The following is a 26425-nucleotide window of genomic DNA, read 5'->3' as shown; positions in this document are numbered from 1 at the left end:
GCAAGCTGGCATGCTGGATCGTCGGAAGTAGCCCCAAGTCGCCGGAAGTGGTCGACCCATACCGAAGTATCGACAAGCACGGCGCTCATCAGGTCGGCTCGGCTGGGCGGCGGGGCACGTCGGCCATGTCTGGGGCGGCGCCGCCTAAAGCCGCCAATCGCTTGGCGGCTTGGACCCGCACAAAGGTTTTTATGGCCTCGCGAAACAGATCTGCCTTGTCCATGGCTGGGTCCGCGACCTCCAGAGCCCGGTTGTAAAGCTCGTCGTCAATCGTGACAGTGGTTCTCATGGCGCTCCTGAATCAATCGTGATGTTGAGCCGCATCTATTTTAGCATCGTTAAATCTAGACGATGGCTTGGTTTCAGGTCGGGCGGCTATGTTGATGTTTTTGCCATATTCCCATACTATCGACGTCTCATCTTTAAAGGATTCCCAATGTATCGATTTGTTCGCGCGGCAGTGTTGATGGTGTTGATTGGCGCGGGCAGCGCGCAGGCGGCGCCGCCCAAGCCGGTGGCGACGCCGGAGGACGCAGCAGCCATCGCGGCGGTGGCCGCCGACTTCCAGGCGGCGCTCAAGGCGAAGGATGCGCGCAAGCTGTCATCGTTGATGCTTAACTCGAACATCCTTTTCGCGTCGCCGGCGACCGACAAGCAAGTGTCCCGAATCCGCAAGGAGGTCGATCCAAACTTCGACGGCGTGCGCGCCGGCGGCTACAACGATTTTGTCCAATTCGTCAAAACAGAGAAGCGGCAGGTCGAAGAAAAGTTTTACGACTTGAAGATCACCCAGGACGGCGATCTGGCCTGGGTGATGTTCGATTACGAGTTCCTGTTCGACGGCGTGGTGCAGAACCACGGCGTCGAGGCCTGGCAGATGGTCAAGCGCGACGGGCTGTGGAAAATCTATTCCGTCACCTGGTCGGCCAATTACAGGGACAATAAATAGGACAGATCAGAGCAGCAGGCCGCCCGAGGCTTCGATGCGCTGGCCGGTGATCCAGCCGGCGTCCCCCGTCAGCAGTGTCGCGACCACGCCGGCGATGTCGTCGGCGCTCGCGTTGCGGCCCAGCGCCGTCATGCTGGCCAGCTGCGCATTCATGGCGGCATCGTCGCGCACCTGGCCCCCGCCGAAGTCCGTCGTGGTCGGCCCCGGGGCGACGACGTTGACGCTGATGCCGCGCGGGCCCAGTTCCAGCGCCATGTAGCGCGTCAGCACATCGATCCCGCCTTTGGCCGACGCGTAGGCGGCGTAACCGCCGAAGGTGAAGCGGGCCAGCCCCGACGAGGTGTTGATGATGCGGCCTCCGTCCGCAATCAACGGCAGCAGCTTCTGGGTCAGGAAGAAGGTGCCTTTCAGGTGGGTGTTGATCATCAGGTCGAATTGTTCCTCCGTGGTCTCGGCCAGGGAGGCGTGGATGCCGCCGCCGGCGTTGTTGACCAGGTAGTCCAAGCGCTCGCGCCCCCAGGTGGTTTGCAGCGCCGCGCGCACGCTGTCGGCGAAAGCAGCGAACGTGCCGGCGGCGCCGACGTCGAGGCGCAAAGCGACCGCGCGGCGGCCCAGCGCCTCGACCTCCTTGACCACGGCGGTGGCCTGTTCTTCGCCGTTCAGATAAGTGATGATCACATCGACGCCGCGCGCGGCCAGTTTCAGCGCGTGGCTGCGGCCGATGCCGCGGCTGGCGCCGGTGACGAGGGCGATGCGGTTTGCTTGGGTGATCGTGTTCATGGATGCTCCGGATGGATGAAAGAGGTCCCCACTTTACCGTTCTGTTTATCGAAGATAAATCGTTATAAAATGAATGAACTGTTTCGTCAAAAAGAACAATCGCATGGATCTGAGTGAGTTGAGGGTATTTTGTCGCGTCGCCGAACTGGCCAGCTTCACCCGGGCGGCCGAGGAGCTGGGCCTGGCCAAGGGCCGGGTCTCGACCTTGGTGCAGGCGCTTGAGGCGGAGGTGGGCGGACGCCTGCTGCAGCGGACCACGCGCAGCGTGCGGCTCACGCCCGACGGCGAGGCCTTCCTGGCCCGCTGCAGGGAGCTGCTGACCGAGGCCGACCAGTTGCAGGGGATGTTCCGGCCCGCCGCCGGCGCGCTGCGCGGCAAGGTGCGCATCGACATGCCCGGCATGTTCGCGCAGGAGCTTGTGATGCCGCACCTGCAGTCGCTGCTGGCCGAGCATCCGCTGCTCGACCTGGGCATCAGCGTCAACGACCGCCGCATCGACATGGTGCGCGAAGGCTTCGACGCGCTGGTCAGGATCGGGCCGCTGCCCGATTCCGATATGGTGGCGCGGCCCTTGGGCGCGATGGCGATGTGTAACGTCGCCAGTCCGGCGTATCTGCGGCGGCACGGCATGCCGCGCACGCTGGCCGACCTCGCGGGACATCGCATCGTCCATTACTCCGCTAGTCTGCGCAGCGACGGTGCGGCCTTTCGCTACGTGGCGGATGGTGCGGTGCGCGAGGTGCCGATGCGCGCGGCGCTGTCGGTCAACAGCTCGACGTTCATGCAGGCGGGCTGCCTGAACGGACTGGGGATCATGCAGGTCGCGCTGCCGACCAACCGCCGCCTGATCGACAGCGGCGAGTTGGTCGAAGTGTTGCCGGAATTTCGCGCGCCGCCGATGCAGGTGTCGTTGATGGTGCCGCAGCGGCGCCACATCGCGCCGCGCGCGGAGGTGGTGTTCAACTGGCTTATGCAAATCACCCGGCCGGCTATGGTGGAAGGCGTGGGCGATTAATCGGCGGGCCGGGCTTGATGCCCGGCCCGAATCTGCTTAGTGGCCTTCGCCGGCGTTGAACATGGTTTTGGCGTAGATCAGGCCGAGGCCATAGCCGCCGCCGTGCGCGATAGAGGTGGCCACGGTTTCGTTGTAGGTCTCGCCGCGCGCCCAGTCGCGCTGCAGTTCGAGCAGATACTGCAGCGAGGTCATTGGGCGGGCGCCCAATTGCACCATGCGTTCGACGGCGCGTTCGTGCGCTTCGTCGGAGACGTCGCCGCTGGCGTCGGTGATGACGTAGACTTCGAAGCCCTGGTCGAGCGCCGAGAGGGCCGGGCCGACGATGCACACCGACGTCCACAGGCCGGCCAGCACGATCTTGTCCTTGCCGATGGCGTTGACGCGGTCGGCGATGCGTGGATCTTCCCAAGTGTTCATGGTGGTGCGGTCGATCGCCACTTCGTCCGGGAAGACCGATTTGATTTCGTCGAAGATCGGACCGGAGAACGACTTTTCGGCGACCGTGGTCAGGATGGTCGGAACGGCGAAGCCTTTGGCCGCCTTGGCGACCAGCGCGACGTTGTTGCGCAGCTGGACCGGGTCGATCGACTTGGTGGCGAACGACATCTGCGACTGGTGATCGATCATGATCAGCGTGTGGTTGGTTGGGTTCAGCAGGGTGTTGCCTGGTTTGGCGATGGCGGTTGGCATGGTAAGCTCCTAAGTTATGTTGAATAATTTCGATAGAGTGGTTTGCGTTTTTCGCGGCTTTTATTTCGCGTTGCTCGCTGCTGGAATGAAGTATCCGCGACGACGGGGAAAAGTAAAAGCGGAAAAATTACGGGTCTACGTTCGAAAATATCGACAATGACTTCTGGAGCGGGATCGTAATGGTGAAACACGCGGCCAAGGCGGGCGCCCCGGCCGGTTTCAGGCGTGGCTACTCGACGCGCACGCGCGCCGCGCCTTCGGCCATGCGGCCGATGACGGCGGCCTCGCCGAAGCCTTCGCGGCGGAACAGTGCCAGTACTTCCTCGACGCTGCCAGCGTCACAGGAGACCAGCAGCCCGCCCGAGGTCTGCGGGTCGGTCAGCAGCATGTGCTGCGCCTGCGATACGCCGGTGCCCAGCTCCACGTCCTTGCCGTACGCGTCCCAGTTGCGGCCCGAGGCGCCGGTGAAGTAGCCGTCGTGCGCCAGCTGCTCGACACCGGGCAGCAGCGGGATCTTGGCCATCTCCAGATGCGCTTCCAGCTTGGCGCCGCGCGCCAATTCCAGCAGGTGGCCCAGCAGGCCGAAACCGGTGACGTCGGTCAGCGCGTGCACGCCGGCCATCTCGGACAGCGCCTTGCCGGGCTTATTCAGCTTGGTGGTGTTGGCGATCATGGCCTTGTAGCCCTCGGCGTCCAGCTTGTCCTTTTTCAGCGCGGCCGACAGCACGCCTACGCCCAGCGGTTTGCCCAGCACCAGCACGTCGCCGGCCTTGGCGTCGGCGTTGCGTTTGACTTTGGACGGGTGCACGAGGCCCAGCACCACCAGGCCGTAGATCGGCTCGACCGAGTCGATGGTGTGGCCGCCGGCGATCGGAATGCCCGCTTCGGCGCAGATCGATTCGCCGCCCTTGATGATCTGGCCGATGGTCTCGATCGGCAGTTTGTTGATCGGCATGCCCACCAGGGCCAGGGCCATGATCGGCGTGCCGCCCATGGCGTAGACGTCGGAAATGGCATTGGTGGCGGCGATGCGGCCGAAGTCGAACGGGTCGTCGACAATCGGCATGAAGAAGTCGGTGGTGGCGATCAGCGCCTGTTCGTCATTGAGCTTGTAGACAGCGGCGTCGTCGGCCGTCTCGATGCCGACCATCAGTTCCTTCGGCACCGGGAAGCCGGTCGAATTCTTCAGGATCTCCGACAGGACGCCGGGCGCGATTTTGCAGCCGCAGCCGCCGCCGTGGGAGAAGGAGGTCAGTTTGATAGCGTCGTTGCTCATTTGTTCATTCCTTGTTTGGGCTGGTTCGGTTATGCAGCAGATTATCCACTAACTCGAGCAATGCCGCCCGCTCGGCGTCCGGCGCGAACAGCGGCGCGCGGGCGTCGCACTGGGCGCGCAGCAGCGCGTGGAAGGACGGGTCGTCGATGGAGCGGTCGATCAGGCGCGCCAGCGCGGCGGCGTCGCTGGGCGGGAAGTAGCCGGCGTAATCGTCGCCCAGCATCCCGCGATTGCCATTGATGTCGCTCGCCAGCACCGGCACGCCGGCGCTCACCGCTTCGATGATGACGTTGGCGCCGCCCTCCATGTGCGACGTCAGCGCCATCGCGTGGCTGCGCTTGAGGCGCTGGCGCGTGGCGCCGTGCGGCATGGCGCCGAGCCAGCGGTAGCGCGGCTCCTTGTTTGCGGTGAGCTGGGCGGCGGTGGCCAGCGCCGGCTCCAGCGCGCCGCCAATGTGGATCAGGCGCGCGGCCGGCGACGTCACCAGCGCGGCGGCGCGCATGAAGGTGTCCGGGTCTTTTTCGGCGCGCAGGTGGCCGATCATGCAGATGTCCGCATGCCGCCTGGTCGCCGCAGGCGCCGGCCGCAGCGTGGCGGCCGACTGGTAGATGACGTGGGTCTTGGCGTGCAATGGCGCGGGCAGCACTTGCAGGCCTGCCGCTTGCAGCAGCACCAGCGCGCCTGCCTGTTCCAGCGAGCGCCGCGCGCTGGCGTCGCTGTCGATGTCGCGATACAGGTCGGTGCCGGTCAACAGCAGGATGGAGGGGCGGTCCGGCCACGCTTGGGTCCACGCGTCCAGCGACGCCGCCGAACGGCGCGCGTGCAGGGCGATCAACAGGTCGGGTGGTTCGCCATCGGGCGAGGGCGCCTCGGCGTCGGGCCAGTGCAGGCTGATTGTGACCCGGTAGCGCGTGCGCAGAAAACGCGCCCAGCGGCTGGCGCTTTGCCAGTTGCCATTGTTGGCGCGGGCCGACGCCGGGCTGACGATCCAGATATGCTGTCGTGTCACTGGTGTTTTGCTTAAAAGTCGTTACAATCGCCCCATGAATTCCAGCCCAACCTCGTTCCGGAACGCCAGTCCGCAGCAATTGGCGCAGTCGCTGCGGCATGCGCGGGATTATACGCTGCTGCTGTTCGATTGCTTCGCCGCCGCCGGCATGGACGTGCCGTCCCGCGTGCCCCAACTGCGCATCCTCAATCCGCCGCTGTGGGAGCTGGGCCACCTCGCCTGGTTCGCCGAATGGTTCATCCTGCGCGAGGCGACATCGAGCCATCCGGCCGACGGCAACGGCAACTGCCTGCTGAGCCGGGGCGACGACTGGTTCGATTCGGCGCTGGTGCCGCACCGCAGCCGCTGGACGCTGGACCTTCCGGCCACCGGTGCGCTGAAGACCTACTGCCACGAGGTGCTGGACCGGGTGCTCGACAAACTGTCGCGCGAGCCCAACACCGACGAGGCGCTGTATCCCTATCGGCTGGCGCTGGCGCATGAGGACATGCACGGCGAGGCGCTGCTTTACACCTTGCAGACGCTCGGGTTGGCGGCGCCGGCAAAGGGCGACGCGCCAGCGCAGGCGCTGTTCGCGCCGTCCGAGATCGGCTTCCCCGGCGGGACCATCGAGATGGGCAGCGCGGGCGGCGGCTTCGTGTTCGACAACGAGCGCGCCGCGCATGCCGTGCGGGTGGCGCCGTTCACCATCGACAGCAGCCTGGTGACCAACACCCAGTATGCCGATTTCGTCGCCGACGGCGGTTACGACAACCGCCAGTTCTGGAGCAACGCCGGTGCGGAATGGCTGATGCGCCAGGAGCGCTCGGCGCCACGCCACTGGCAGCGCGACGGCGGCGTATGGCGCACGATGCGCTTCGGCGAGCTGACCACCTTGGGCGGCGCGGAGCCGGTGCGCCATCTGACCTTGTACGAGGCGCAGGCTTATTGCGCCTGGGCCGGACGCCGCCTGCCGACCGAGGCGGAGTGGGAGTACGCCGCACAGTCGGGCCATCCGGCTTTCCGCTGGGGGCAGCTGTGGGAGTGGACGTCGACGCCGTTCGAGCCGTATCCGGATTTCGCGCCGGACCGCTACCGCGAATATTCGCAGCCGTGGTTCACCACTCACCAGGCGCTGCGTGGCGCCTCGTTCGCGACGCAACCGCGTATGGTCTCGGCCAAATACCGCAATTTCTACATGCCCGAGCGGGACGACATGTTCGTCGGCCTGCGCACCTGCGCCTGGCAAAAGTAACTACGCGTTTCCATGGTTGCTCTGCTATCCTTTTCTCTTTTTTGAAAAGGGCGCACGCCATGAAGTTCAAGCATCTCCTGATCACCGCCGGCGTACTGGGCGCCCTCGGCGCGGCGGTATCGTCTTTTGCCGCCGACGCCAAGGTGGAAGCCAAGGTCGTCGTCATCCGCGCCGGCAAACTGGTCGACGTGGTGGCTGGCACGGTGCTCGAGGACCAGACCATCGTCATCACCGGCGAGCGTATCACGTCGGTCGGGCCGAGCGCGTCGGCCAAGGTGCCGATTGGCGCGCAGGTGATCGACCTGTCGTCGCAAACGGTGTTGCCAGGCTTGATCGACATGCACACCCATTTGACCGCCAACGCCTACCTGGGCGGCTACAACGCGCTGGGCGTGTCCGACACGCGCGCGGCGTTGTATGGCGTGCGCTCGGCGCGCAAGACCTTGGAGGCGGGCTTTACCAGCGTGCGCAATGTGGGCGCGGGCGGCTTCGGCGACGTGGCGCTGCGCGACGCCATCGACGAGGGCGATTTCATCGGACCGCGCATGCGCACCGCCGGCTACGCGATCGGTATACAGGGCGGCCATTGCGACGAGAACCTGCTGCCGCCGGATATGAAGATCACCGGCCGCGGTGTGGCGGATGGTCCGTGGGAGGCGCGCGCCAAGGTGCGCGAGATGGCCAAGTATGGCGCCGACGTGATCAAGATCTGCGCCTCGGGCGGCGTGCTGTCCAAGGGCGACGAGCCGGGCGCGCAGCAGTACACGCTGGAAGAGATGCAGGCCATCGTCGGCGAGGCGCACAAGCTTGGCCGCAAGGTGGCCGCGCACGCGCACGGCGCCAGCAGCATCCGCGACGCGATCCTGGCCGGGGTGGATTCGGTAGAGCATGCGAGTTTGATCGACGACGAGGGCATCAAGCTGGCGCGGGAGAAGGGCACGTATCTGGTGATGGATATTTATAACGACGACTTCATTCTGCAGGAGGGCGAGAAGGCCGGCATGCTGCCGGAGTCGATCGCCAAGGAGAAGGTGATCGGCCAGCTGCAGCGCGATAACTTCCGTAAGGCGTTCACTGGGGGCGCGAAGATGGCGTTCGGCAGCGATTCCGGGGTTTATCCGCATGGCGACAACGCCAAACAGTTCGCGTACATGATCAAGTACGGCATGACGTCGATGCAGGCGATTCAGGCGGCGACCATCAACGCGGCGGATTTGTTGGGGTGGAAGGACAGGGTGGGATCGATCAGCGCGGGTAAATACGCCGACATCATCGCGGTCAAGGGCGATCCGGCCGAGAATGCGGCGGAGTTGACCAAGGTGTCCTTCGTGATGAAGGGCGGAGAGGTGATTCGGCGGTGATGGCGGGGACGGGGGCGGAGCTTGGCGGATTACGCTGCGCTAATCCGCCCTACGTGGTTCCTCGTGTTGCGGGGGGCGGGGCGTGGCCTTGTGATGCGCCAGCCGACGTTCGCGTGACCTCAGAGATACGTAGGGCGGATTAGCCGGAACGGCGTAATCCGCCATCTATGCGCCGCCCTAGATCAGCGATTCGGCCAGGTCGGCCAGGTCGTTGGCGTAGTCGATTTCGATCAGCTCTTTACGCGCCACGCCGCTGCGGTAGGCGGCGGTGGCGATCTTCGGCGTGACGCCGCGCAGCAGGCGCGGGTCCAGCAGGCCGGGGACCACGTAGTCCTTGCCGAAGCGCGCGTCGGCGCGCGCCATGTCGGCCAGCGCCACCACGCAGGCGCGCTTCATTTCCTGGTTGATGGTCGAGGCGCCGCAGTCGAGCGCCGCGCGGAACAGATACGGGAAGCACAGCGCGTTGTTGATCTGGTTCGGGTAGTCCGAGCGGCCGGTGGCGATGATGGCGTCGGGCGCCACTTCGCGCACCAGCTCCGGACGCAGTTCCGGCTCCGGATTGGCCAGTGTGAAGACGATCGGGTGCGCGTTCATGCGCGTGATGTCGGCTTGCGATAGCACGCCCGGGCCGGAGACGCCCAGAAAGACGTCGGCGCCTTCCATCACGTCCGACAGTCTGGTGGCGGTGGTGTCCTGCGCCCACGCCGCTTTTTCGCCGTCCAGCGCGCGCACGGTGGTCAGCACGCCCTTGCTGTCGCAGACGAAGATGTTGTGCTTTTGCGCGCCCAGGTCGACCAGCAGGTCGAGGCAGGCGATGGCCGCCGCGCCGGCGCCGGAACAGACGATTTTGACGGTGGCGATGTCGCGGCCCGTCATTTCGATCGCGTTGAGCATGCCGGCGCCGACGACGATGGCCGTGCCGTGCTGGTCGTCATGGAATACCGGGATCGAGAGGCGCTCGCGCAGCTTGCGCTCGATGTAGAAGCATTCCGGCGCCTTGATGTCTTCGAGGTTGATGCCGCCGAAGGTCGGGTGCAGCGCGGCGATGATCTCGACCAGCTTGTCCGGGTCGGTCTCGTCGATCTCGATGTCGAAGGCGTCGATGCCGGCGAATTTTTTGAACAGAACCACTTTACCTTCCATCACCGGCTTGCCGGCGAGCGCGCCGATGTTGCCCAGGCCGAGCACCGCGGTGCCGTTGGTGATGACGCCCACCAGGTTGCCCTTTGCGGTGTACTCGTAGGCCTTGGCCGGCTCGCGCTGGATTTCCACGCAGGGGGCGGCGACGCCGGGCGAATACGCCAGCGCCAGGTCTTCCTGGGTGCCGACGCTCTTGGTCACTTCGATGGCGATCTTGCCGGCCTTGCCTGCGCGGTGGTAGGCCAGTGCTTTCTGTTCGATGGTGCTCATGTTGTCCTTATTTTTGGTGAAGCTCTATATGCGAAAAACGCCCGCACGGGCCAAGGCCGGTGCAGGCGCAAATTGCGGGGATTCGTTACATCATGGGTACAGGCCGCGGACCTCGCGGGCTTGCAGCACGCGCGTGCACGCCAAAATGAAGGTGGCGGTGCGCAGCGTAACCTTCTTCTCTTGTGACACGGACCACACGGCGTTGAACGCCTCCTGCATGATGCGCGTCAGGCGGGCATTGATTTCGTCCTCGCTCCAGAAGAAGCTGGAAAAATCCTGCACCCATTCAAAGTATGACACAGTTACGCCGCCGGCGTTCGCCAGCACGTCGGGCACGATCAGCACGTCCTTGTCGGTCAGGATGTCGTCCGCTTCCGGCGTGGTCGGGCCGTTGGCGCCTTCCAGGATGATTTTGGTGCGGATGCGCTGCGCGTTGTCGGCCGTGATCTGCTGTTCCAGCGCGGCCGGAATCAGGATCTCGGTTTCGATGTCCCAGAAGGCGTCGCGGTCGAGGAAGGCTTCGGCGCCGGCGAAACCGGTGACGCTGCCGCATTCGGCCACGTGGTGGTGCAGGCGGGCGATATCGAGGCCGCCCTGGTGCACCACGGTGCCGGTGTGGTCCTGCACGGCGACGACTTTGGCGCCGGCGTCGGCGAACATGGTGGCGGCCACGCCACCGACGTTGCCGAAGCCCTGGATGGCGACGCGGGCGCCTTCGATGGCGACGCCGCGCTTGATGGCCGCTTCCCGGCCGACCACGAACACGCCGCGGCCCGTCGCTTCGCGCCGGCCCAGCGAGCCGCCCAGCGAGATCGGTTTGCCGGTGACGACGCCGGTCGACAGGTTACCTTCGATCATGGCGTAGGAGTCCATCATCCATGCCATCACCTGTTCGTTGGTGTTGACGTCGGGCGCCGGGATGTCCTTGTTCGGTCCGATGATCAGGCTGATTTCGCTTGTGTAGCGGCGCGTCAGGCGTTGCAGCTCGCCGCGCGAGAGGGTCTTCGGGTCGACCCGGATGCCGCCTTTGGCGCCGCCGTACGGCACGTTGACCGCCGCGTTTTTGACCGTCATCCACGCCGACAGGGCCATCACTTCCGACAAGGTCACGTCCTGGTGGAAGCGCACGCCGCCCTTGCCCGGACCTCGCGACATGTTGTGCTGCACGCGGTAGCCTTCGTAGTGGGCGATCGAGCCGTCATCGCGCTCGATCGGCACGTCGACGGTGAGGATGCGCTTCGGGCGCTTGAGCGTTTCGACCCAGCGCGACAGGCTGCCCAGGTGGGGCGTGACGCGGTCGATCTGCTGCAGGTAGACGCCCCATGGACCCAGATCTTCCGGGTTGAGGTAGGAAGGCAGTGCGTGCTGTTGGTGTGCGGTGGTCATGCTCGGGCTCCGTTGGATTTTGTTTTGATGAGCGCTGCTTTTGGCGGCGATCAGTGCGACGAATCATAGGACGGAGCCGTTCGAACGGGCCAATGCTGTATGCGCATTCGACTATGCGTTTCATGCATAGTTATTAAAAAATAATTAAAACCTCAACGCTCCGAGACGGCGATGCGGCGCTTGCGGCCGCTGTCATTGTGCTGCCGTTCGAGGAAATCCCATAGCCGTTCGACGATGGCCTTGCCGCGCCGCTGCGGCGAGGGCCGCTCGCGATACAGGCGGATCTCCATTTCGATTTCCCACTCCGCGCTGTCGTTGTCGGCGCGCGCGAGCAGCTTTTGTTTGAGCTCGCGCGTGACGGCCGATTCGGGCAGGAAGGCGATGCCGCTGCCTTCGAGCGCCATCATTTTTAGGCCTTCGGCCATGTCGGTTTCGTAGTGCGGCACGAGGTGGAGCGGGGTCTTGGCGTCTCCCAGGATCAGCTCCACCATGCGGCCAAGGTAGGCGTTGTTCGTGTACGATAAAAACGGCAGCGGGGCTTTTTTCGTGCCCGGCAAGGTGAAGGCGGGCACCTTGTTCTTGTCGCAGCGCGCGTAGGGGCGCAGCGATTCGCGGCCCAGCACCAGCATGTCGTAGCGGCCCGGGTCGAGCTGCACCGGCTGGCGCGGATGGTGGTAGCACAGCAGCAGGTCGCAGCCGCCTTCGACCAGCTGCAGCACGGCGTTGTGCACGTTGAGCGCCATCAGGCGGCTGCTGATCGGCGCGAAGTCGCGGCCCAGCGCCGTGAGCCATTTGGGCACGAACGTCAGCGACAAGGTGTGCGGCACGGCCAGGTCGATGCTGGTCTGGGCGGCGGCGCGCTTGGAGCGCAGCATGTCGCGCGCGCCGTTGATCTGCGCGAGCATCTCGAGCGCCTGCTCGTAGAACACGGTGCCGGCCGGCGTCAGGCGGGTGGGGTAGGAGGTGCGGTCGACCAGGTCGGTGCCGAGCCAGTTCTCCAGCGACTGAATGCGGCGCGAGAAGGCCGGCTGCGTGACGTGGCGCAGCGCCGCCGAGCGGCTGAAGTTATTGGTCTCGACCAGGGAGATGAAGTCTTCCAGCCATTTGGTTTCCATGCGGGGTATCCCTTATTGCTTACTGCGGAGTCGACGTGATGCGGCGCATCGGCGTGCACACATACGCCAGCGCCGCGCACAGCACCAGTATCATGCCACCGCCGGCGAACAATTGCGACAGCGGGATCATCGTCAGCAGCCAGCCGGTGGCGCCGGCCGACAGCGGCGCGAGGCCCATGAAGATGAACATGAAGATGCTCATGGCGCGGCCCATCATGTGCGCCGGCACGCGGCGCTGGATCCACGTGAAGACGTTGATCTGCATGAAGCCGGCCAGCACGCCGATGGCCAGCATCAGCAGCGCCGCCTGCCATACCGCGTCAACCGCGCCGAGCGGCATCACGAGCAGGCCGACGGCGCCGTCGATCAGCAGGATCAGGGTGCCGAAGGTGGCGAAGCGCAGGCGCGCGCCGCCCATGGCCGCCGCGCCCATGCCGAGCAGGGTGCCGGCGCCGTGCACGCCCATGAGCAGGCCAAGGGTGGCGGCGCCGTGCAGCGCGGACGACAGCACCGGCAGCGCCACCTGCATGGTGCCGCCGATGAACAGCGAGACGGCGCCCCAGTAGATGAAGCAGGTGCGCAGCGGGACGTCGCGCCACACCATCGCCAGGCCGGCGCCGACGGCGCGCAGCACCGAGGCCGGCGCCTGCGCCGATGGCGGCGCGTCCAGCAGGCGCACTTTGGACAAGGTCCATGCCGATACCAGGAAGCTGAGGCAATCGAGGCCGAACGCCAGCGCCAGGCCGCGCGCGTCGGCCACCATCGGGCCGGCGCCGTGGCCTTGGACGTGGCCCTGGCCCTGGCTTTGGTCCGCGCCAATCGCCAGCAGGCCCGCCGCGATCAGGGGGCCGATCAGCATCGACAGCTGGCGCAATCCCATCAGCATGCCGTTGGCCGCCTGCAGCTGCTCCGGCGCGATCGCCAGCGGCATGATCGAAGTGCCCGACGGGATGCCGAACGCCTGCGCCAGGCCGATGCCGAAGGCCAGTGCGTAGATGGCCATCAAGGTCAGATGCGGCGTCATGACGACGGTGAGCGAGACCGCCGCGCCCACGTCCAAGGTGTGCGCTGGCTGGTGGTCGAGCACCAGCAAGGTGAGGACGGCGAGCAGCGCGGCGTTGGCGTACTTGCTGAGCATGAGCACGCGCTTGGGCGAGTGGCGGTCGACCAGCGCGCCGCCGACGAGGATGAAGACCGCGCGCGGAATGCTCATCAGCGCGATGACGAGGCCCAGCGCCACGGTGTCGCCGGTCAGCCTGAACACCAGCCAGGGCAGCGCGATCATCGTCAACTGGTCGCCCAGCATGGAGATCACGCCGCCGCGCAGCAGCCATTGGAAGTTGGGGTCGCGCATCAGCGCGGCGCGCGGCGGGATCGGTTCGGACATGGTGAGCTCTTAAGAGTTGGAGGCGTTCATGCCGGCGATCAGGCCGAGCGCCTCGCTGAGGGCGTCGAATTGTTCGCGCGGGCAGTTGCGCAGCAAGTCTTTGCTGATCTGCTCGGCGACGACGACGGCGTTGTTGAGCAGTTCGCGGCCGGTGGCGGTGATGGCGGCGTAGGCGACGCGGGCGTCGCGCGGGTCTTGCTGGCGTTCGACCAGGCCGATTTTTTCCAGCGGCAGCAGGGTGCGGGTGACGCCGGACGCGGTCAGTCCCTGGCGTTCGGCCAGGTCGACCCGGCGCAGGCGGCCGCCGGGCGCGCGGTTCAGGTAGTGCAGCAGCATGAAGTCGCCGAAGCTGATGCCGTGGTAGCCGCCCAGCACCTGGTCGAGGCGGCGCACCAGGGTGGCCTGGGCGCGCGCCAGGCGCAGCGCGAACTCCAGGCTGGGGCTGACGGCGGCCGGGGCGGGCAGGTCGTTATCGAGATTATCCATAATACATCCTTTCATTGTTGATTTATGCTTGACTGATAGTTGATTGCGCAAGTATATACGTCTGCCGATGGAAAGCAAGCGCCGTTGTGGCGTTTACGACACGCTGCCCACGGAGTTGTTCCGAACTACACGGGCACGCGGCGCCCGGATGATGAAAAGATTAACTTGGCAGCGCTTCCATCGCCGCTTTGGCCATACAATATTGCCTAAAGTTATGGCTGGGCACGGCGGCATGGCTTTTACTCAAACTACAATAAGCAGGGGACATTTATGCATATGGGGACCACCGAGATCTTTTTGATCGCGATGTTAATTATCTTTAGCGTGCCGTATCTGATCTGGCGCTTCGGCCGCACCGACTACTACGCGCCGCTGGTGGTGGTGCAGATCATCACCGGCATCTTGCTCGGCCCGGGCATCATGGGCCGCGCCTATCCGGAATACTACAGTTTCGTCTTTAATCCGCAGGTGGTGCAGTCGCTCAACGGCATCGCCTGGTGGGCGGTGATGATTTTCGTGATGATCGCCGGCATCGAACTCGATTTGAGGAAAGCCTGGGAGCACCGGCGCGAGAGCACCATCACGGCCGGCCTGGCGCTGGGCATGCCGCTGGTGTTCGGCTGCGTGGCCGCGCTCGGCATGCTCGGCTACGCCGGCTGGGTCGGACCGAAGGCGCAGGACTGGCAGTTCGTGCTTGGCGTGGGCATGGCGTGCGCCGTCACCGCGTTGCCGATCCTGATCCTGCTGATGGAAAAGCTGGAAATCCTGCGTCAGCCGATCGGCCAGCGCATCCTGCGCTACGCCAGCCTGGACGACATCGCCATCTGGGGCGTGCTGGCCGTGATCCTGCTCGACTGGGACCGGGTGGGGCGCCAGGCCGGCTTCCTGCTGGTGTTCGCGCTCACGACCAAGCTGTTCCGGGCGATGATGGTGCGGCTCGAGGAGCGCGACCGCTGGTATATCGCGTTCATCTGGCTGGCCGTGTGCGCCTTCGCGGCCGACTGGGCCGGCCTGCACTACATGGTCGGCGCCTTCCTGGCCGGCGCGGTCATGGATACGGACTGGTTCAACCAGGAGAAAATGGACTTCCTGCGCGCCAACGTGCTGATGGCCGTGATGCCGGTGTTCTTCCTCAGCACCGGCCTGCGCACCAACTGGGAGGTGGGCGGCTCGGCCGTGTTCGTGGCGGCGGCGGTGCTGCTGGCGGCGTCGGTCAGCGGCAAGCTGGCCGGGGTCCATCTGGCCGGGAAAATCCTCAAGTGGGGGCCGGGCGAGGCGTCGATCATCGGCTGGCTGCTGCAGACCAAGGCCTTGATCATGATCATCTTCGTCAACATCCTGCTCGACAAGGGCATCATCACCAACGGCACCTTCACGGCGCTGCTGTTGATGGCCATCGGCAGCACCATGCTGACGGTGCCGGTGGTGTACCCGAAATTGCAGCGCGTGGCGCAGCTGATCTTCAAAATCAGCTGATATAATGGCGCCATGAACGATACTACTCAACTCCCTCCGCTGCCTGATCGCCTGTCGATCGATCCGCGCAGCCCGCACCATGTCGCCGCCGTGTTCGAACACGACGTCGGCATCCGTTTCAACGACAAAGAGCGTCTGGACGTCGACGAATATTGCATCAGCGAAGGCTGGATCAAGGTTCCGGCCGGCAAAAGCCTGGACCGCAAGGGCAATCCGATGCTGATCAAGCTCAAAGGCAAGGTCGAAGCGTTTTACCGTTAATCGTTAATTCCACCGCTCTGAAAACAGCAAGGCCGCCTGGGTGCTCCCGGCGGCCTTTGTTTATTGCGGGCGGTGTTCGCTGCGCAGCTTGTCGAGCATCTGCAGCGTCGCCGGCACCAGGTTCATGATGCCGTGGTAGGCGCAGTACTCGCAAAATGCCTCTTCGGGGCTCATCGCGTTGATGCTGTTGTCGGAGTGTCCGCGGCGGCGCAGCGCCCGCAAACAGGCCGCGTCCATATTTCTGGCGTTCATGCAATTGCTCCCTTCGAGATGATTATCACTCCAGCCATTATAGTGTGAAAATAGTGCCTTGTGGCAACTATGTTGGATATTCTTAATGAGCTGGAGTTTGGTCAATATTAGGGACGCGCCAACATTTGACGCTGCAACTGCCACACCAGCCCCAGCGCCACCAGCGAGGTGGCCACGACCACGTAGCCGACCACGTCGAAGTGCTGCAGCTTGCCGTTCGGCGCCTGGGTCACGATGTGGCCGGCCACGACCGAGGCGATGCCGCCCGACAGTTGCTGCAGCGAGGCGCTGATGGCATTGAAGGAGCCCCGTTGCGTTGCCGGCGGCACGGAGGCGGCCATCGCCTGGAACGGGATCATGCGCGAGAAGATGCCGACGAACATCAGGGCGTTGACCGCCACCAGCGCCCACATGGGAATGGTGCCCAGGTGGGTGTAGACCACCACCATCAGCATCGACAGCGCGGTGCCGAACACGAACACGGGGAACTTGCCGCGTTTGTCTGCGGCCCGGCCGATCAACGGACCGGCGAAGATGGTGCACACGCCGGTGATCAGGTAGACGGTGGGCAGGTGGTGCATGTCGATGCCGAGGTTGTTGACGATGTAGGCGCTGCTGAAGGGCATCAGCATGAAGCCGCCGGTGGTCAAGAGGGCGGTGATGGAAAAGGCCAGCAGGTGGCGCGGCACCGTCACCGTGCGGTACAGGTGGACCCACGGGCTGTGCTGCTGCGGCTGGTCGAGGTGGGCGTTGACCGGCTGCATTTTCCACGCGACCAGCAGGCCGCCGGCCAGGCCGAACACGGCCATGGCGAGGAAGGGGACGTGCCAGTTCCATTGGTTCGACAAATAAATGCCGATCGGGATCCCGAGCACCTGGCTGGCGGCGAAGGCGGTCTGGATCAGGCCCATGACGCGGCCGCGCATCTGCGGCGGGAACAGGTCGGTCGAGATGGCCAGCACGATGGAGCCGATGACGCCGCCGAACAGGCCGGTGACCACGCGCGCGGCCAGCAGGCTCTCGAAGCTTTGCGCCAGCCCGCACCAGACGGTGCCGAGGATGAAGCCGGTGTAGAAGAACAGCAGCAGTTTCTTGCGGTCGTAGCGGTCGGCGAAACCGGCCGTCAGCAGGCCGGAGGCGCCGGCGCTGAAGGCGTAGGCCGACACCACCAGGCCGAACTCCATCGGCCCGATATTCAGGGCCGGCATGATGACCGCGCCCAGCGGCGACATCAGCATGAAGTCGAGGATCACCGCGAACTGCAGGAAGGCAAGCATCGCGACGACGATTTTTTGGTACGGGGTGAAATTCGCCGCGACGGCGGCGTTGGTTTTCGTCATGTTTATTCCTTGATGTTTTCTTTCGTCCACTCCCGGCCGGGGCCCCAGAAGCGGCCTTTATGGGCGGCACGGAACTGTTCGCGTTCCTCAGGCGTCATCGCCTGCCAGCGCTGCCAGCGTTGCGCGCCGCCGTCGTGATGGTGGCGGCCGCCGAAGCCGCCGACCAGGATACGGCACAGTACCAGCAGTCCGAGCGCGCGCCAATAGTCCAGCGGCGTACTGCCGGCGAACAGATGGGGGACGATCCAGTTCCACAGCAGCATGACGATCCAGCCCAGCAGCGCCAGGATCACCAGCATCTTGGGGATGAGCAGCAGTTTGTATTTGATCATTTCAACTCTCCTTTCATTCGTTGTACAGGTCCTGCAGCCGCGCGCGCAGGTGCAGCACGGCGTAGCGTTTGCGCGCCAGCAGGGTGTTGACGGACACGCCGCTTTGCAGCGCCATGTCCTTGAAGCTCAGCCCGTCAAGCTCGTGGGCGATGAAGACGTCGCGTTGGTTGGGCGGCAGTTCTTCCAGCGCCGCCTGCAGTTGTTCCAGCAGCATGGCGCGGTGGTAGGCGTGTTCGGGGCCGGCGTCGGCCGACGGCAGCAGCAGGTCGAGCCGGTAGGCTTCGCCATCCTCGTCGACCATGTCGTCCAGCGGCACTTCCTTTTTCTTGCGGAAGCGGTCGATGATGCGGTTGCGGGCGACGCGGTACAGCCAAGCGCTGACCTGCTCGATCGGCTCGGGCAGGCGGTGGGCCTGGGTGAATTCGTAAAAGACGTCTTGCAGGATGTCTTCGGCGTCGGTCTGGTCGGCCACCCGGCGACGGATGAAGCTGCCCAGCTTGGAGCGCTCGCGCAACACCGTCGCGGTGATGGCCTGGTCCTGGTCGGCGGTGGTGGGGGATGGCGGCTGCATGGTAGTGTAGACGGCCCGCCGTCGCGGATATTGTGTGAACGATACAAATTGATGCCTGCTGGGCTGCGAACTACTCGGCCGACAGCGCCTTATTCGGTTCGATATACACCTTGCCGCCCTGATAGTCGAACAGGATGTTCAGCTGCCGCAAAATGCCGTTGCTGATGTTGCCGGCAAGGGTGGGGCTGTTCAGCGTGCCGCCGCCCCGGGTCGACAGTTCCAGGGTCGGGTCGGCGATTTGCACGCCGCCCATCTCGAACAGCTTGCCGCGCGTCTTCAGCACCTGGGTGGTGCCGCCGATGACTTGCGCGGTCTGCACCGTGTCGCCCGCGCGGTATTTTTCCACCAAGCCGTAGCGCTCGACGAACGGCTTGCTCATCGTCAGCGAAAAATCACTGCCGGTGTCGATGGTGAACTTGCCCGGCAGGCCGTCGAGCACGGCTTCGATCTGCGGCGTCTTGTCGTGGAACGACAGCGGCGTGGCGGCGGCCGCGCCGCGATAGACAAAGCTGTTCGGGTCGTGGAAGGTCAGCTGGCGCGCGGCGTAGTCGATCAACGTCGGGGTCAGCCACAGCCACTCGTAGCCGATGGTGCCGTCGATCGGCAGGTTGTCGAGCGTGGGACTGGTGAAGAAGGCCTGCCGGTCCACGGTCAGGCCGGCCATGCCGATTTGCTGCACCGTGGTCAGCACACCGCGCTCGGTCTGCTGGCCGAGGCCCGACAGCACGGCCACGCCCTGGGCGGGCAGGCGCAGGCGCCGGTACAGTTTGTCGCTGATGACGTTGCGGGCGCCGGTGTCGAGGATGAATTTGAACGGACCCTGTCCATTCAAGGTCAGCATCACGCAAATGTGCGCTTCGCACGGCTCGAACGGCACCGTCACCGCCGGCCGCTGGGCCGAGAAACCCTGCATGACGGCCGGCTGCGGCAAGGAGAAGTCCATTTGCGCGGCGGGGCGGTTGAGCACGATGGTGGACACGCGCAGCGTTTCCTCGTCGGCGGCATCCTTGGCGTCGCGGATGCTTTCCTCGAAGGGCAGGGTGACCGCCCCCACACGGCGGAAATCGCGGTAGTCGATGGTGAAGGTTTTGCCGTCGACCACCTCCTGGCGGCGCTCGATGCGGTGGGTCTCGTCGTTGATCCAGTAATCGAAGGCGATGCCCGACGCGAGCTCGACGCGCACAACCGCGTAGTCGACGCCGGCGTGGCGGCGCGGCGCTTTCAGTTCCAGCCGGCGCGCCTTGGCGCCGCGCGCGAACCACCAGGCGTACGACTGGCGTCCCAGATGCAGCTCGGGATCGCGCGCCGCGCCTTCCTGTTTTTCCAGCTTGCCCATGCGCTGGCGCCAGAAGTTCTGGCCGTCCGAGCGCGACATCAGGCGCGCCACCGCCGACGTGGGGATGCGCTGCGCATAGCGGCCGCTGGCGAAATCGATGTCGCTGCTGCCGGCCTCGTCGTGGTCGAGGTAGGTGCGCACGAACTGCGTATGCTGCGTCTTGACCTGCCGCCAGGCGTTGCCGCCGACCGCCTCGCGCGCCTGGGCGAGCAACGCCGCCGCGCCCTCGGCCGCGACGGCCTGGACGCTGGCGATGGCCAGGCAGAGGCCGGCGGCGAAGCGGAGGATGCCGATGGTGTGGATCACACGGATGGCGGAGATCGTGCTGAAAAGCTGGCGAACTAGCAAAAATGAATCCTTGGTTTGGCGTCACCGGCGCCAAGCGCGCCGCTGCAAACAGCCATGTTAGCTGAAAAGCCATGCGCCGCGCCAGCCATCCGGCGCCCGGACGCAAAGGCGGCCACCAGATCGCTCTGGTGGCCGCCTTTATTGGTCGCTTACGCTGTGCTAACGATGACGATTAACGGTCGCCGTAGCTGCGGCGGGCGCCGTCGGTGCTGCGCGGGTTGCTGCCCTTGTAGCCGCCGCCGGTGCTGCCTTCCTTGCGCGGAGCGCTCGGCTTGCTGAACGTGCGCTGGCCCGGCTTGGCCGCGGTGCGGTTGTCGCCCGGCTTCCAGCCACCTGGACGCGAGGTCGAACGGGCCGCCGAGGCGGTCTTCTTCGGCTCGTAGCCTTCGATGACGTTGACCGGGATCAGCTGCTTGGTGAAACGCTCGATGCGCTTGACGTTCATGCCTTCGGCGTGGTTCACCAGCGAGATCGCCAGACCGTTGCGGCCGGCGCGGCCGGTGCGGCCGATGCGATGGACGTAGTCCTCAGGGAACTTCGGCAGGTCGTAGTTGAACACGTGCGTGATCGTCGGCACGTCGATGCCGCGGGCGGCGACGTCGGTGGCGATCAGGATCTTGACCTGGCCGCGGCGCAGGCTGTCCAGGGTGCGGTTGCGGGCGCCCTGGTGCATGTCGCCATGCAGCGCGGCGGCCGAGAAGCCGGCGATGTTCAGGCGGTCGGCGATGGTGTCGGCGTCGCGCTTGGTGGCGGTAAACACCACGGCCTGGTCGAGCGAATCGTCGCGCAGCAGGTGGTCCAGCAGGCGGTTCTTGTGCGACAGGTCGTCGACGAAGTGCACGCGCTGGGTGATGTTTTCGTGCTTGTTGGCGGCGCTGAGCACCTGAATCACTTGCGGATCCTTGGTGATGCGGCGCGCCATGTTGCCGACGACGCCGTCGAGCGTGGCCGAGAACAGCATGGTTTGACGGGTCGAAGGCGTCGCGTCGACGATTTTTTCGATGTCGTCGATGAAACCCATGTCCAGCATGCGGTCGGCTTCGTCGAGCACCAGGATTTCCAGTTGCGAGAAGTCGATCTTGCCCGATTCCATATGGTCGATCAGACGGCCGGGGGTGGCGACCAGGATCTCGGGATTCTTGGCCAGCAATTGCATCTGTTTCGGGTAAGGCATACCGCCCAGGATCGACACGGCCTTCAAACGGCGCAGGTTGACACTGTACTTGTCGGTATTGGAGGTCACTTGCAGGGCCAGTTCGCGGGTTGGGGTCAACACCAGCATTTTTGGCTGTGCGGCTTTGAAGCGCGGACGCTCGCCACGGGCGCGGGCGGCCTGCATTTCTTGATTTGGAGTCTTGCCGGCGGCGGCCGGGTCGATCTCGGACAAACGGTGCAGCGACGGCAGCATAAATGCGGCGGTCTTGCCGGAACCGGTTTGCGAGGAAACCAACAAGTCCTTGCCTGCGATGGCGGCAGGAATGGCCTGCTGCTGAACCGGGGTCGGCGCGGTGTAGCCGGCGTCGGTCAGGGCTTTGATGATGGACGTGTTGAGACCTAGTGCTTCAAATGTCATGCTGTTCTTTCGTAAAAAACCTGCGCCCGTGCAAACGCCGAACGCGAAATAGCAACGCCTACCAAAACGAAATGACTCAATCAAAATCGAAAGAAATTTCGGCACAAAAGCTTTGCGCCGGGACGGTGTCAGGTGCGACACCAAAGGCGGGAGGGCTTCATAAGCGACATCAGGGAGATGCGCTAAGGCTTGCGTAGCTGCTAGTAATACCTGGCTGATCAATCGGCGCCGCTGGTTATCGCGGCGCGCTCACTGCAGCGCACAGGCGACACTATACAGTAGTTTCGCCCCGCCTGTACAGTTAATTGCCCGTTTGCGTGTGCGCCGCAGCAAAACCGCTCCGGGGTCAGCGCTCCGGGGTCAGGTCCACCATTTCTACACGGACCCGGCCGTAGGCGGCGCCGGCGGCGTTTTAGTGCAGAGCTTGTGTAGAAAAAGTGGACCTGACCCCGGAGTTGTCGCCGGCGTTGCCGGACGGCGCCAGCGACGGGGTAAGCGAGAATACGCCAACCACGCGCGCCAGGTGGCTGGCCTGCTCGTGCAGCAGGGCAGCGGCCGCGCCGGCTTGTTCGACCAGCGCGGCGTTTTGCTGCGTGGCCTGGTCCATGCCGCCGACGGCCGCGCCGATGCGGGCGATGCCGTCGGTCTGCTCGCCGCTGGCGGTGGCGATCTGGCCCATGATGTCGGTCACCCGCGCCACGCTGGCGACGATCTCGGTCATCGTCGCGCCGGCCCGGTCGACCAGCGCGGCGCCGGTGTCGACCTGCTCGACCGATTCCTCGATCAAGCCCTTGATTTCGCGCGCGGCCGCCGCGCTGCGCTGGGCCAGGTTGCGCACCTCGCCGGCGACCACGGCGAAGCCGCGCCCCTGCTCGCCGGCGCGCGCGGCCTCCACCGCCGCGTTCAGGGCCAGGATGTTGGTCTGGAAGGCGATGCCGTCGATCACGCCGATGATGTCGGCGATGCGCCGCGAGGCGCGGTTGATCGCGCCCATCGTGTCGACCACCTGGGTGACGACGGCCCCGCCCTGGGCCGCCACGTCCGAGGCCGACAGCGCCAACGCGTTGGCGCGGCGGGCGTTGTCGGCGTTGCGCTGGACCGCGCCGTTGAGCGCGCCGATGGCCTCGGTGGTGGCTTCGAGCGAGCTGCTTTGCTGCGCCGTGCGGGTCGACAGGTCCTCGTTGCCGGCGGCGATCTGGCCGGATGCCGAGGCCACCGCGTCGGTGCCGGTGCGCACCTGGGTGACGATGCTGCCGAGCTGGTCGCGCATGTCGCGCATCGCGTGCAACAGGCTGGCCTGGTCGCCGGCGGCCAGCTGGACGTCGACGGCCAGGTCGCCGGCGGCGATGCGGCGGGCGATGCCGGCCGCCAGCGCCGGCTCGCCGCCGAGCTGGCGCCGCAAGCCGCGCATGATCAGGTTGGCGGCGGCCACGCTGGCGGCCAGCGCGGCGGCCAGGATCAGCGCGCACTGCCACTGCGCGGCGGCGATGCGTTCGCGCGCGGCCGCCTCGTCGAGGGTGGACTGGGCGGTGGCCAGCTGGACCACCTGGTCGATGACCTTGCGGTGCGTCTCGTACAGGCCGGCCAGGCGCTTGAGCGCGGCCGCCGCGCCGTCCTGGTCGCCCCTGGCCAGCGCCGGGACGAAAGTGTCGAAGGCGGTGGCGTAAAAGGCCAGCGCCGGCGCGTGGGCCTGCTCCAGCATCAGCGGTCCCATCCGCCCGGGCAGTGTCTGGGCTTGCCAATAGGTGTGGCGGGTATCGTAGTCGGCCTTGAGCGCGCGCAGGCGCTGGGCCAGCGCCTCGCGCGCCGCCGGGGCGCCATCAGCCTGGCCGAGGTTGGCCATCTGCAGGCACACCAGGTAGGATTCGATGATGTATTCGGGCGGCGGCAGGATGTCGGCGATCAAATCCTTGCTCTGCACGATGCGCTGGTAGATCGGGCCGTTGACCTGGATCTCGTTGAGGGCCTTGAACGACCACGCGCCGTAGACGGCGAAGCCGGCCACGAAGCAGCCGATGAGGATGAGAAAACGCGTCCTGACGTTGACCTGGTCGAGCATGGTATTCCCCGTGATCCCGGGCCGCTTGTGGCCGCGCCGGTTCTGTGAAAATGGATGAATTGTTCTGGTGGGAAAGACAATAGCAACAAACGGCCGCGAACCATAGCAGCTTGCATCCTGATTGCATCAATTGTTGCGCGATGACATCTAAATGTTGTCGGAAACGTTAACGGCGGCGGGCTGCGGACGTGAAAACGCCCCGCATGCGGGGCGTTCGGTGGCGGGGGCTGCGGGAAGGGTTACAGGTAGTCTTCCGCGTTCAGGCCCATCACGTGCGAGAAGCCGCCGTCGACGTAGGTGATCTCGCCGGTGATGCCCGAGGCCAGGTCCGACAGCATGAAGGCGGCCGTGTTGCCCACTTCCTCGATGGTGACGTTGCGGCGCAGCGGCGCGTGCGACGAGGCGAAGCCGAGCAGCTTGCCGAAGTCCTTGATGCCGGACGCGGCCAGGGTCTTGATCGGGCCGGCCGAAATGCCGTTGGCGCGGATGCCGTGCTTGCCCAGGTTCTCGGCCAGGTAGCGCACCGACGCCTCCAGCGACGCCTTGGCCAGGCCCATGGTGTTGTAGTAAGGAATGGCGCGCACGGCGCCCAGGTACGACAAGGTCAGCAGCGACGAGCCTTCCTTGAGCAGCGGCAGCGCCGCCTTGGCCATGGCCGGGAAGCTGTAGGCCGAGATGTCGTGGGCGATGCGGAAGTTCTCGCGCGTCAAGCCGTCGAGGAAATCGCCGGCGATCGCCTCGCGCGGGGCGAAGCCGATTGCGTGCACCAGGCCGTCGAGCTGCGGCCAGTGCTGGCCCAGGTCGGCGAACACGGCGGCGATCTGCTCGTCGCTCGAGACGTCGCAGTCGAACACCAGGGTGCTGTCGAATTCGGCGGCGAACTCGGTGATGCGGTCTTTAAAACGTTCGCCGACGTAGGTGAACGCCAGTTCGGCGCCCTCGCGGTGGCAAGCCTTGGCGATGCCGTAGGCGATGGAACGGTTCGACAGCAAACCGGTGATGAGGATTTTTTTGCCTTGCAAGAACGCCATGTTGACTCCGATTGCGACTGCGCGCCGGCCCCGGCTCGGACAGCGGGCGGGACGACGTCAGTGGGGGTTGTTTTTAGGGTGTGAGGCCGTTCGCCTGCCACGCAAGTGCGAGATTGTAGGACGAGTGCGCCGCGACTGCAACCTTTGATCGCCGCCGCTCGAAACCCACAGGGCCATGCTGGGTCGTGCCCCAAAGGGTACGACCCCTAAGCAGCGGAGCTGGCATCGCGGTGAAGGCTAGCCGGGGTTGGTCCTTAATTGCTGTTCTTGCGGACCGATTTGCCCTTGGCGGCGTCGCGCGGCACGCGCGCCTTGACCAGCGAGACGGGACCGCCCTTGCTGGCCTTGGTGGCGCCGGCGCGCTTGTAGCCCGACTTGGAGACGGCGCGCTCGGCCTCGAAGGCCATGGTGGCGTTGTCGGCCACCTCGGGCGCGATGTCCAGGTAGGCCGAGGTCGACACCTTGGGCACCAGGATGGTCGAACCGGCCTTGAGCATGGAGCGCTGCGGGATGTTGTTGGCCTGGCGGATCACGTCCGGCGTGGTGTGGAAGCGCGACGCCAGCGCCCCGATGCTTTCGCGCGCGCTGGTGATCTTGTGCGTGGTCCAGGTCGACAGGTCCTTGCCCCATTGCGCCAGGTTCAGCTGGAACTTGGCGGCGTTTTCCTTGGGCAACAGTATCTTGGTCTGCTCGTCGCCGGTGATGACCGGGCGCTTGAACTGCGGGTTGAGCGCCTTGAACTCGGCCACTGACAGCTCGGCCAGGTGGGCGGCGATGGTCAGATCGATGTCGCTGGTCTTGTCGACGGCGGTGAAATACGGCGTGTTGTCGACCGGCGGCAGGCTCACGCCGAACTGGGTCGGGTTGCCGATGATGTTTTTGACCGCTTGCAATTTCGGCACGTACTCGCGCGTCTCGGTCGGCATCAGCTCCGACAGGCTCTGGAAGTCGGTCGGTTTGCCGGCGGCCTGGTTTTTGGCGATGGCGCGCTGCACCGAACCTTCGCCCCAGTTATAGGCGGCCAGCGCCAGTTGCCAGTCGCCGAACATGTCGTACAGGCGCTGCAGGTAGGTCAGCGCGGCGTCGGTCGAGGCCAGGATGCCGCGGCGCTCGTCCTTGAAGGCGTCCTGCTTGAGGTTGAAGTCGCGGCCGGTGCCGGGCACGAACTGCCACATGCCGGCGGCGTTGGCATGCGACAGCGCCTCCGGGTTGAAGGCCGACTCGATGAACGGCAGCAGCGCCAGCTCGGTCGGCATGCCGCGCTTTTCCAGCTCGGTGACCACGTGGAACAGGTAGCGCGAGGCGCGCCCGGTGGTGATGGCCATGTGGTCGGGACGGGCCGTGTACCACTTGGTGTGCTTGGCCACCAGCTCGTTGTTAATGTCCGGAATGGCGTAGCCGCTGCGGATGCGGCCCCAAACGTCCTTCTCGCGGAACGCATCATCGTCGGCCGCTTTGGCCGGCTTGTTGATTTTCAGGGAGGACAGGTCGAGGGCGGGGGACTTCGGCAGGGCGGCAAGCGGGACTGGCGCGGACGGCGGCAGGCTGGCCGTCTCGTCGTAGGCGTGGCTGGCGCCCGGCGCCAGCAGCGCGACGGTGGCGGCCAGCGAGGCCATCAGGGGCGCCGACAGCGCGGCGCGTTTAAGAATTCGAGGATGCATAGTTTTCCATTGTTGTCGACTGTGAAACATCGAACCGACCATGAATAAACGTGGAGTGTACGAAGCTCAACTTGATGAGTCAAGGAT

24 protein-coding genes and 1 pseudogene are annotated in these 26425 nt (G+C 65.3%); 6 read left to right on the top strand and 19 right to left on the bottom strand.

The genetic code is table 11. The features are described 5' to 3' along the window. Positions 1-88: 88 nt before the first annotated feature. Positions 89-289, bottom strand: a complete 201-nt coding sequence (locus tag NHH73_20885; protein USX25048.1) for a type II toxin-antitoxin system VapB family antitoxin — start codon at positions 287-289, stop codon at positions 89-91. A 147-nt stretch (positions 290-436) separates the two neighbouring features. Here NHH73_20885 and NHH73_20880 point away from each other — a divergent pair, with 147 nt between their 5' ends. Then, positions 437-949, top strand: coding sequence for a nuclear transport factor 2 family protein (locus tag NHH73_20880; protein USX25047.1), 513 nt, complete (start codon positions 437-439; stop codon positions 947-949). Positions 950-955: 6 nt separating this feature from the next. Here the strand turns inward: NHH73_20880 and NHH73_20875 are convergent, their stop codons facing one another. Continuing rightward, positions 956-1729: an SDR family oxidoreductase gene (locus tag NHH73_20875; protein USX25046.1), complete on the bottom strand. Its 774-nt coding sequence runs from the start codon at positions 1727-1729 to the stop codon at positions 956-958. A gap of 103 nt (positions 1730-1832) precedes the next feature. On the opposite strand from NHH73_20875, the gene NHH73_20870 reads away from it, so the two are divergent. Continuing rightward, positions 1833-2744 (top strand): LysR family transcriptional regulator, encoded by a 912-nt coding sequence (locus tag NHH73_20870; protein USX25045.1) that lies wholly within the window; start codon positions 1833-1835, stop codon positions 2742-2744. Between the two features lie 36 nt (positions 2745-2780). Here NHH73_20870 and NHH73_20865 read toward each other — a convergent pair whose 3' ends face one another. From NHH73_20865 to NHH73_20855, 3 genes are all read right to left on the bottom strand, one after another. Next, entirely contained in the window at positions 2781-3434 is a 654-nt protein-coding gene (locus tag NHH73_20865) for a hydrolase (protein USX25044.1), read from the bottom strand. A 229-nt stretch (positions 3435-3663) separates the two neighbouring features. Further along, positions 3664-4710: a selenide, water dikinase SelD gene (gene selD / locus NHH73_20860; protein ID USX25043.1), complete on the bottom strand. Its 1047-nt coding sequence runs from the start codon at positions 4708-4710 to the stop codon at positions 3664-3666. A 4-nt stretch (positions 4711-4714) separates the two neighbouring features. Continuing rightward, positions 4715-5719 (bottom strand): TIGR04348 family glycosyltransferase, encoded by a 1005-nt coding sequence (locus NHH73_20855; GenBank protein ID USX25042.1) that lies wholly within the window; start codon positions 5717-5719, stop codon positions 4715-4717. Positions 5720-5753: 34 nt separating this feature from the next. Between NHH73_20855 and NHH73_20850 the strand changes: the two genes are divergently transcribed. Further along, the gene (locus NHH73_20850; GenBank protein ID USX25041.1) at positions 5754-6953 is read left to right on the top strand and encodes an SUMF1/EgtB/PvdO family nonheme iron enzyme; all 1200 of its coding nucleotides are present in this window, start codon (positions 5754-5756) and stop codon (positions 6951-6953) included. 59 nt (positions 6954-7012) lie between these two features. Continuing rightward, entirely contained in the window at positions 7013-8314 is a 1302-nt protein-coding gene (locus tag NHH73_20845) for an amidohydrolase family protein (GenBank protein ID USX25040.1), read from the top strand. A gap of 198 nt (positions 8315-8512) precedes the next feature. On the opposite strand, the pseudogene NHH73_20840 reads toward NHH73_20845, so the two are convergent. The 5 genes and pseudogenes from NHH73_20840 to NHH73_20820 all read right to left on the bottom strand — a co-directional run bounded on the left by NHH73_20840 (position 8513) and on the right by NHH73_20820 (position 14098). Then, positions 8513-9724 (bottom strand): annotated as a pseudogene (locus NHH73_20840) (malic enzyme). A 90-nt stretch (positions 9725-9814) separates the two neighbouring features. Next, positions 9815-11110 carry a Glu/Leu/Phe/Val dehydrogenase gene (locus NHH73_20835; GenBank protein USX25039.1) on the bottom strand — a complete coding sequence of 432 codons (1296 nt, stop codon included), beginning with the start codon at positions 11108-11110 and terminating at the stop codon, positions 9815-9817. A gap of 152 nt (positions 11111-11262) precedes the next feature. After that, positions 11263-12225, bottom strand: a complete 963-nt coding sequence (locus NHH73_20830; protein USX25038.1) for a LysR substrate-binding domain-containing protein — start codon at positions 12223-12225, stop codon at positions 11263-11265. Between the two features lie 19 nt (positions 12226-12244). Beyond that, the gene (locus NHH73_20825) at positions 12245-13612 is read right to left on the bottom strand and encodes an MFS transporter (GenBank protein ID USX25037.1); all 1368 of its coding nucleotides are present in this window, start codon (positions 13610-13612) and stop codon (positions 12245-12247) included. A 9-nt stretch (positions 13613-13621) separates the two neighbouring features. Next, positions 13622-14098: a MarR family transcriptional regulator gene (locus NHH73_20820; GenBank protein USX25036.1), complete on the bottom strand. Its 477-nt coding sequence runs from the start codon at positions 14096-14098 to the stop codon at positions 13622-13624. A gap of 270 nt (positions 14099-14368) precedes the next feature. Here NHH73_20820 and NHH73_20815 point away from each other — a divergent pair, with 270 nt between their 5' ends. Together NHH73_20815 and NHH73_20810 are read left to right on the top strand one after the other, a co-directional pair. Next, positions 14369-15574, top strand: a complete 1206-nt coding sequence (locus NHH73_20815) for a cation:proton antiporter (GenBank protein ID USX25035.1) — start codon at positions 14369-14371, stop codon at positions 15572-15574. Positions 15575-15586: 12 nt separating this feature from the next. Continuing rightward, entirely contained in the window at positions 15587-15835 is a 249-nt protein-coding gene (locus tag NHH73_20810; protein USX25034.1) for a DUF3297 family protein, read from the top strand. A 60-nt stretch (positions 15836-15895) separates the two neighbouring features. On the opposite strand, the gene NHH73_20805 is transcribed toward NHH73_20810, so the two are convergent. The 9 genes from NHH73_20805 to NHH73_20765 all read right to left on the bottom strand — a co-directional run bounded on the left by NHH73_20805 (position 15896) and on the right by NHH73_20765 (position 26338). Then, positions 15896-16087, bottom strand: a complete 192-nt coding sequence (locus tag NHH73_20805; protein USX25033.1) for a hypothetical protein — start codon at positions 16085-16087, stop codon at positions 15896-15898. A gap of 107 nt (positions 16088-16194) precedes the next feature. Beyond that, entirely contained in the window at positions 16195-17427 is a 1233-nt protein-coding gene (locus NHH73_20800) for an MFS transporter (GenBank protein USX25032.1), read from the bottom strand. Between the two features lie 2 nt (positions 17428-17429). After that, positions 17430-17759 (bottom strand): hypothetical protein, encoded by a 330-nt coding sequence (locus NHH73_20795; GenBank protein ID USX25031.1) that lies wholly within the window; start codon positions 17757-17759, stop codon positions 17430-17432. Between the two features lie 13 nt (positions 17760-17772). Next, positions 17773-18330 carry a sigma-70 family RNA polymerase sigma factor gene (locus NHH73_20790; protein ID USX25030.1) on the bottom strand — a complete coding sequence of 186 codons (558 nt, stop codon included), beginning with the start codon at positions 18328-18330 and terminating at the stop codon, positions 17773-17775. A 70-nt stretch (positions 18331-18400) separates the two neighbouring features. Next, complete coding sequence (locus tag NHH73_20785) at positions 18401-20014, bottom strand: retropepsin-like domain-containing protein (protein ID USX25029.1); 1614 nt, start codon at positions 20012-20014, stop codon at positions 18401-18403. A 172-nt stretch (positions 20015-20186) separates the two neighbouring features. Then, on the bottom strand, positions 20187-21587 hold the full coding sequence (locus tag NHH73_20780) for a DEAD/DEAH box helicase (GenBank protein USX25028.1): 1401 nt from the start codon (positions 21585-21587) through the stop codon (positions 20187-20189). A 412-nt stretch (positions 21588-21999) separates the two neighbouring features. Further along, the gene (locus tag NHH73_20775) at positions 22000-23646 is read right to left on the bottom strand and encodes a methyl-accepting chemotaxis protein (protein ID USX25027.1); all 1647 of its coding nucleotides are present in this window, start codon (positions 23644-23646) and stop codon (positions 22000-22002) included. 239 nt (positions 23647-23885) lie between these two features. Further along, a complete protein-coding gene (gene fabI / locus NHH73_20770; protein ID USX25026.1) occupies positions 23886-24677 on the bottom strand; it encodes an enoyl-ACP reductase FabI in 792 nt (263 codons plus the stop codon). A gap of 254 nt (positions 24678-24931) precedes the next feature. Further along, complete coding sequence (locus NHH73_20765) at positions 24932-26338, bottom strand: transglycosylase SLT domain-containing protein (protein ID USX25025.1); 1407 nt, start codon at positions 26336-26338, stop codon at positions 24932-24934. Positions 26339-26425 lie beyond the last annotated feature (87 nt).

It is taken from the genome of Oxalobacteraceae bacterium OTU3CINTB1, assembly GCA_024123955.1.
Classification (GTDB): domain Bacteria; phylum Pseudomonadota; class Gammaproteobacteria; order Burkholderiales; family Burkholderiaceae_D; genus Rugamonas.
The sequence above is the reverse complement of the archived record's forward strand: the minus strand, read 5'-3'. Positions and strand labels throughout refer to the sequence as shown.

What these genes read in the sequence shown, in the direction of transcription:
- NHH73_20845 (USX25040.1), top strand. Translation starts at nt 7,013, where the DNA reads ATGAAGTTCAAGCATCTCCTGATCACCGCCGGCGTACTGGGCGCCCTC.
- NHH73_20790 (USX25030.1), bottom strand. Translation starts at nt 18,330, where the DNA reads ATGCAGCCGCCATCCCCCACCACCGCCGACCAGGACCAGGCCATCACC.
- NHH73_20870 (USX25045.1), top strand. Translation starts at nt 1,833, where the DNA reads ATGGATCTGAGTGAGTTGAGGGTATTTTGTCGCGTCGCCGAACTGGCC.
- NHH73_20830 (USX25038.1), bottom strand. Translation starts at nt 12,225, where the DNA reads ATGGAAACCAAATGGCTGGAAGACTTCATCTCCCTGGTCGAGACCAAT.
- NHH73_20810 (USX25034.1), top strand. Translation starts at nt 15,587, where the DNA reads ATGAACGATACTACTCAACTCCCTCCGCTGCCTGATCGCCTGTCGATC.
- NHH73_20795 (USX25031.1), bottom strand. Translation starts at nt 17,759, where the DNA reads ATGATCAAATACAAACTGCTGCTCATCCCCAAGATGCTGGTGATCCTG.
- NHH73_20880 (USX25047.1), top strand. Translation starts at nt 437, where the DNA reads ATGTATCGATTTGTTCGCGCGGCAGTGTTGATGGTGTTGATTGGCGCG.
- NHH73_20825 (USX25037.1), bottom strand. Translation starts at nt 13,612, where the DNA reads ATGTCCGAACCGATCCCGCCGCGCGCCGCGCTGATGCGCGACCCCAAC.
- NHH73_20775 (USX25027.1), bottom strand. Translation starts at nt 23,646, where the DNA reads ATGCTCGACCAGGTCAACGTCAGGACGCGTTTTCTCATCCTCATCGGC.
- NHH73_20820 (USX25036.1), bottom strand. Translation starts at nt 14,098, where the DNA reads ATGGATAATCTCGATAACGACCTGCCCGCCCCGGCCGCCGTCAGCCCC.
- NHH73_20865 (USX25044.1), bottom strand. Translation starts at nt 3,434, where the DNA reads ATGCCAACCGCCATCGCCAAACCAGGCAACACCCTGCTGAACCCAACC.
- selD (USX25043.1), bottom strand. Translation starts at nt 4,710, where the DNA reads ATGAGCAACGACGCTATCAAACTGACCTCCTTCTCCCACGGCGGCGGC.
- NHH73_20885 (USX25048.1), bottom strand. Translation starts at nt 289, where the DNA reads ATGAGAACCACTGTCACGATTGACGACGAGCTTTACAACCGGGCTCTG.
- NHH73_20835 (USX25039.1), bottom strand. Translation starts at nt 11,110, where the DNA reads ATGACCACCGCACACCAACAGCACGCACTGCCTTCCTACCTCAACCCG.
- NHH73_20800 (USX25032.1), bottom strand. Translation starts at nt 17,427, where the DNA reads ATGACGAAAACCAACGCCGCCGTCGCGGCGAATTTCACCCCGTACCAA.
- NHH73_20875 (USX25046.1), bottom strand. Translation starts at nt 1,729, where the DNA reads ATGAACACGATCACCCAAGCAAACCGCATCGCCCTCGTCACCGGCGCC.
- NHH73_20805 (USX25033.1), bottom strand. Translation starts at nt 16,087, where the DNA reads ATGAACGCCAGAAATATGGACGCGGCCTGTTTGCGGGCGCTGCGCCGC.
- NHH73_20850 (USX25041.1), top strand. Translation starts at nt 5,754, where the DNA reads ATGAATTCCAGCCCAACCTCGTTCCGGAACGCCAGTCCGCAGCAATTG.
- NHH73_20780 (USX25028.1), bottom strand. Translation starts at nt 21,587, where the DNA reads ATGACATTTGAAGCACTAGGTCTCAACACGTCCATCATCAAAGCCCTG.
- fabI (USX25026.1), bottom strand. Translation starts at nt 24,677, where the DNA reads ATGGCGTTCTTGCAAGGCAAAAAAATCCTCATCACCGGTTTGCTGTCG.
- NHH73_20815 (USX25035.1), top strand. Translation starts at nt 14,369, where the DNA reads ATGCATATGGGGACCACCGAGATCTTTTTGATCGCGATGTTAATTATC.
- NHH73_20765 (USX25025.1), bottom strand. Translation starts at nt 26,338, where the DNA reads ATGCATCCTCGAATTCTTAAACGCGCCGCGCTGTCGGCGCCCCTGATG.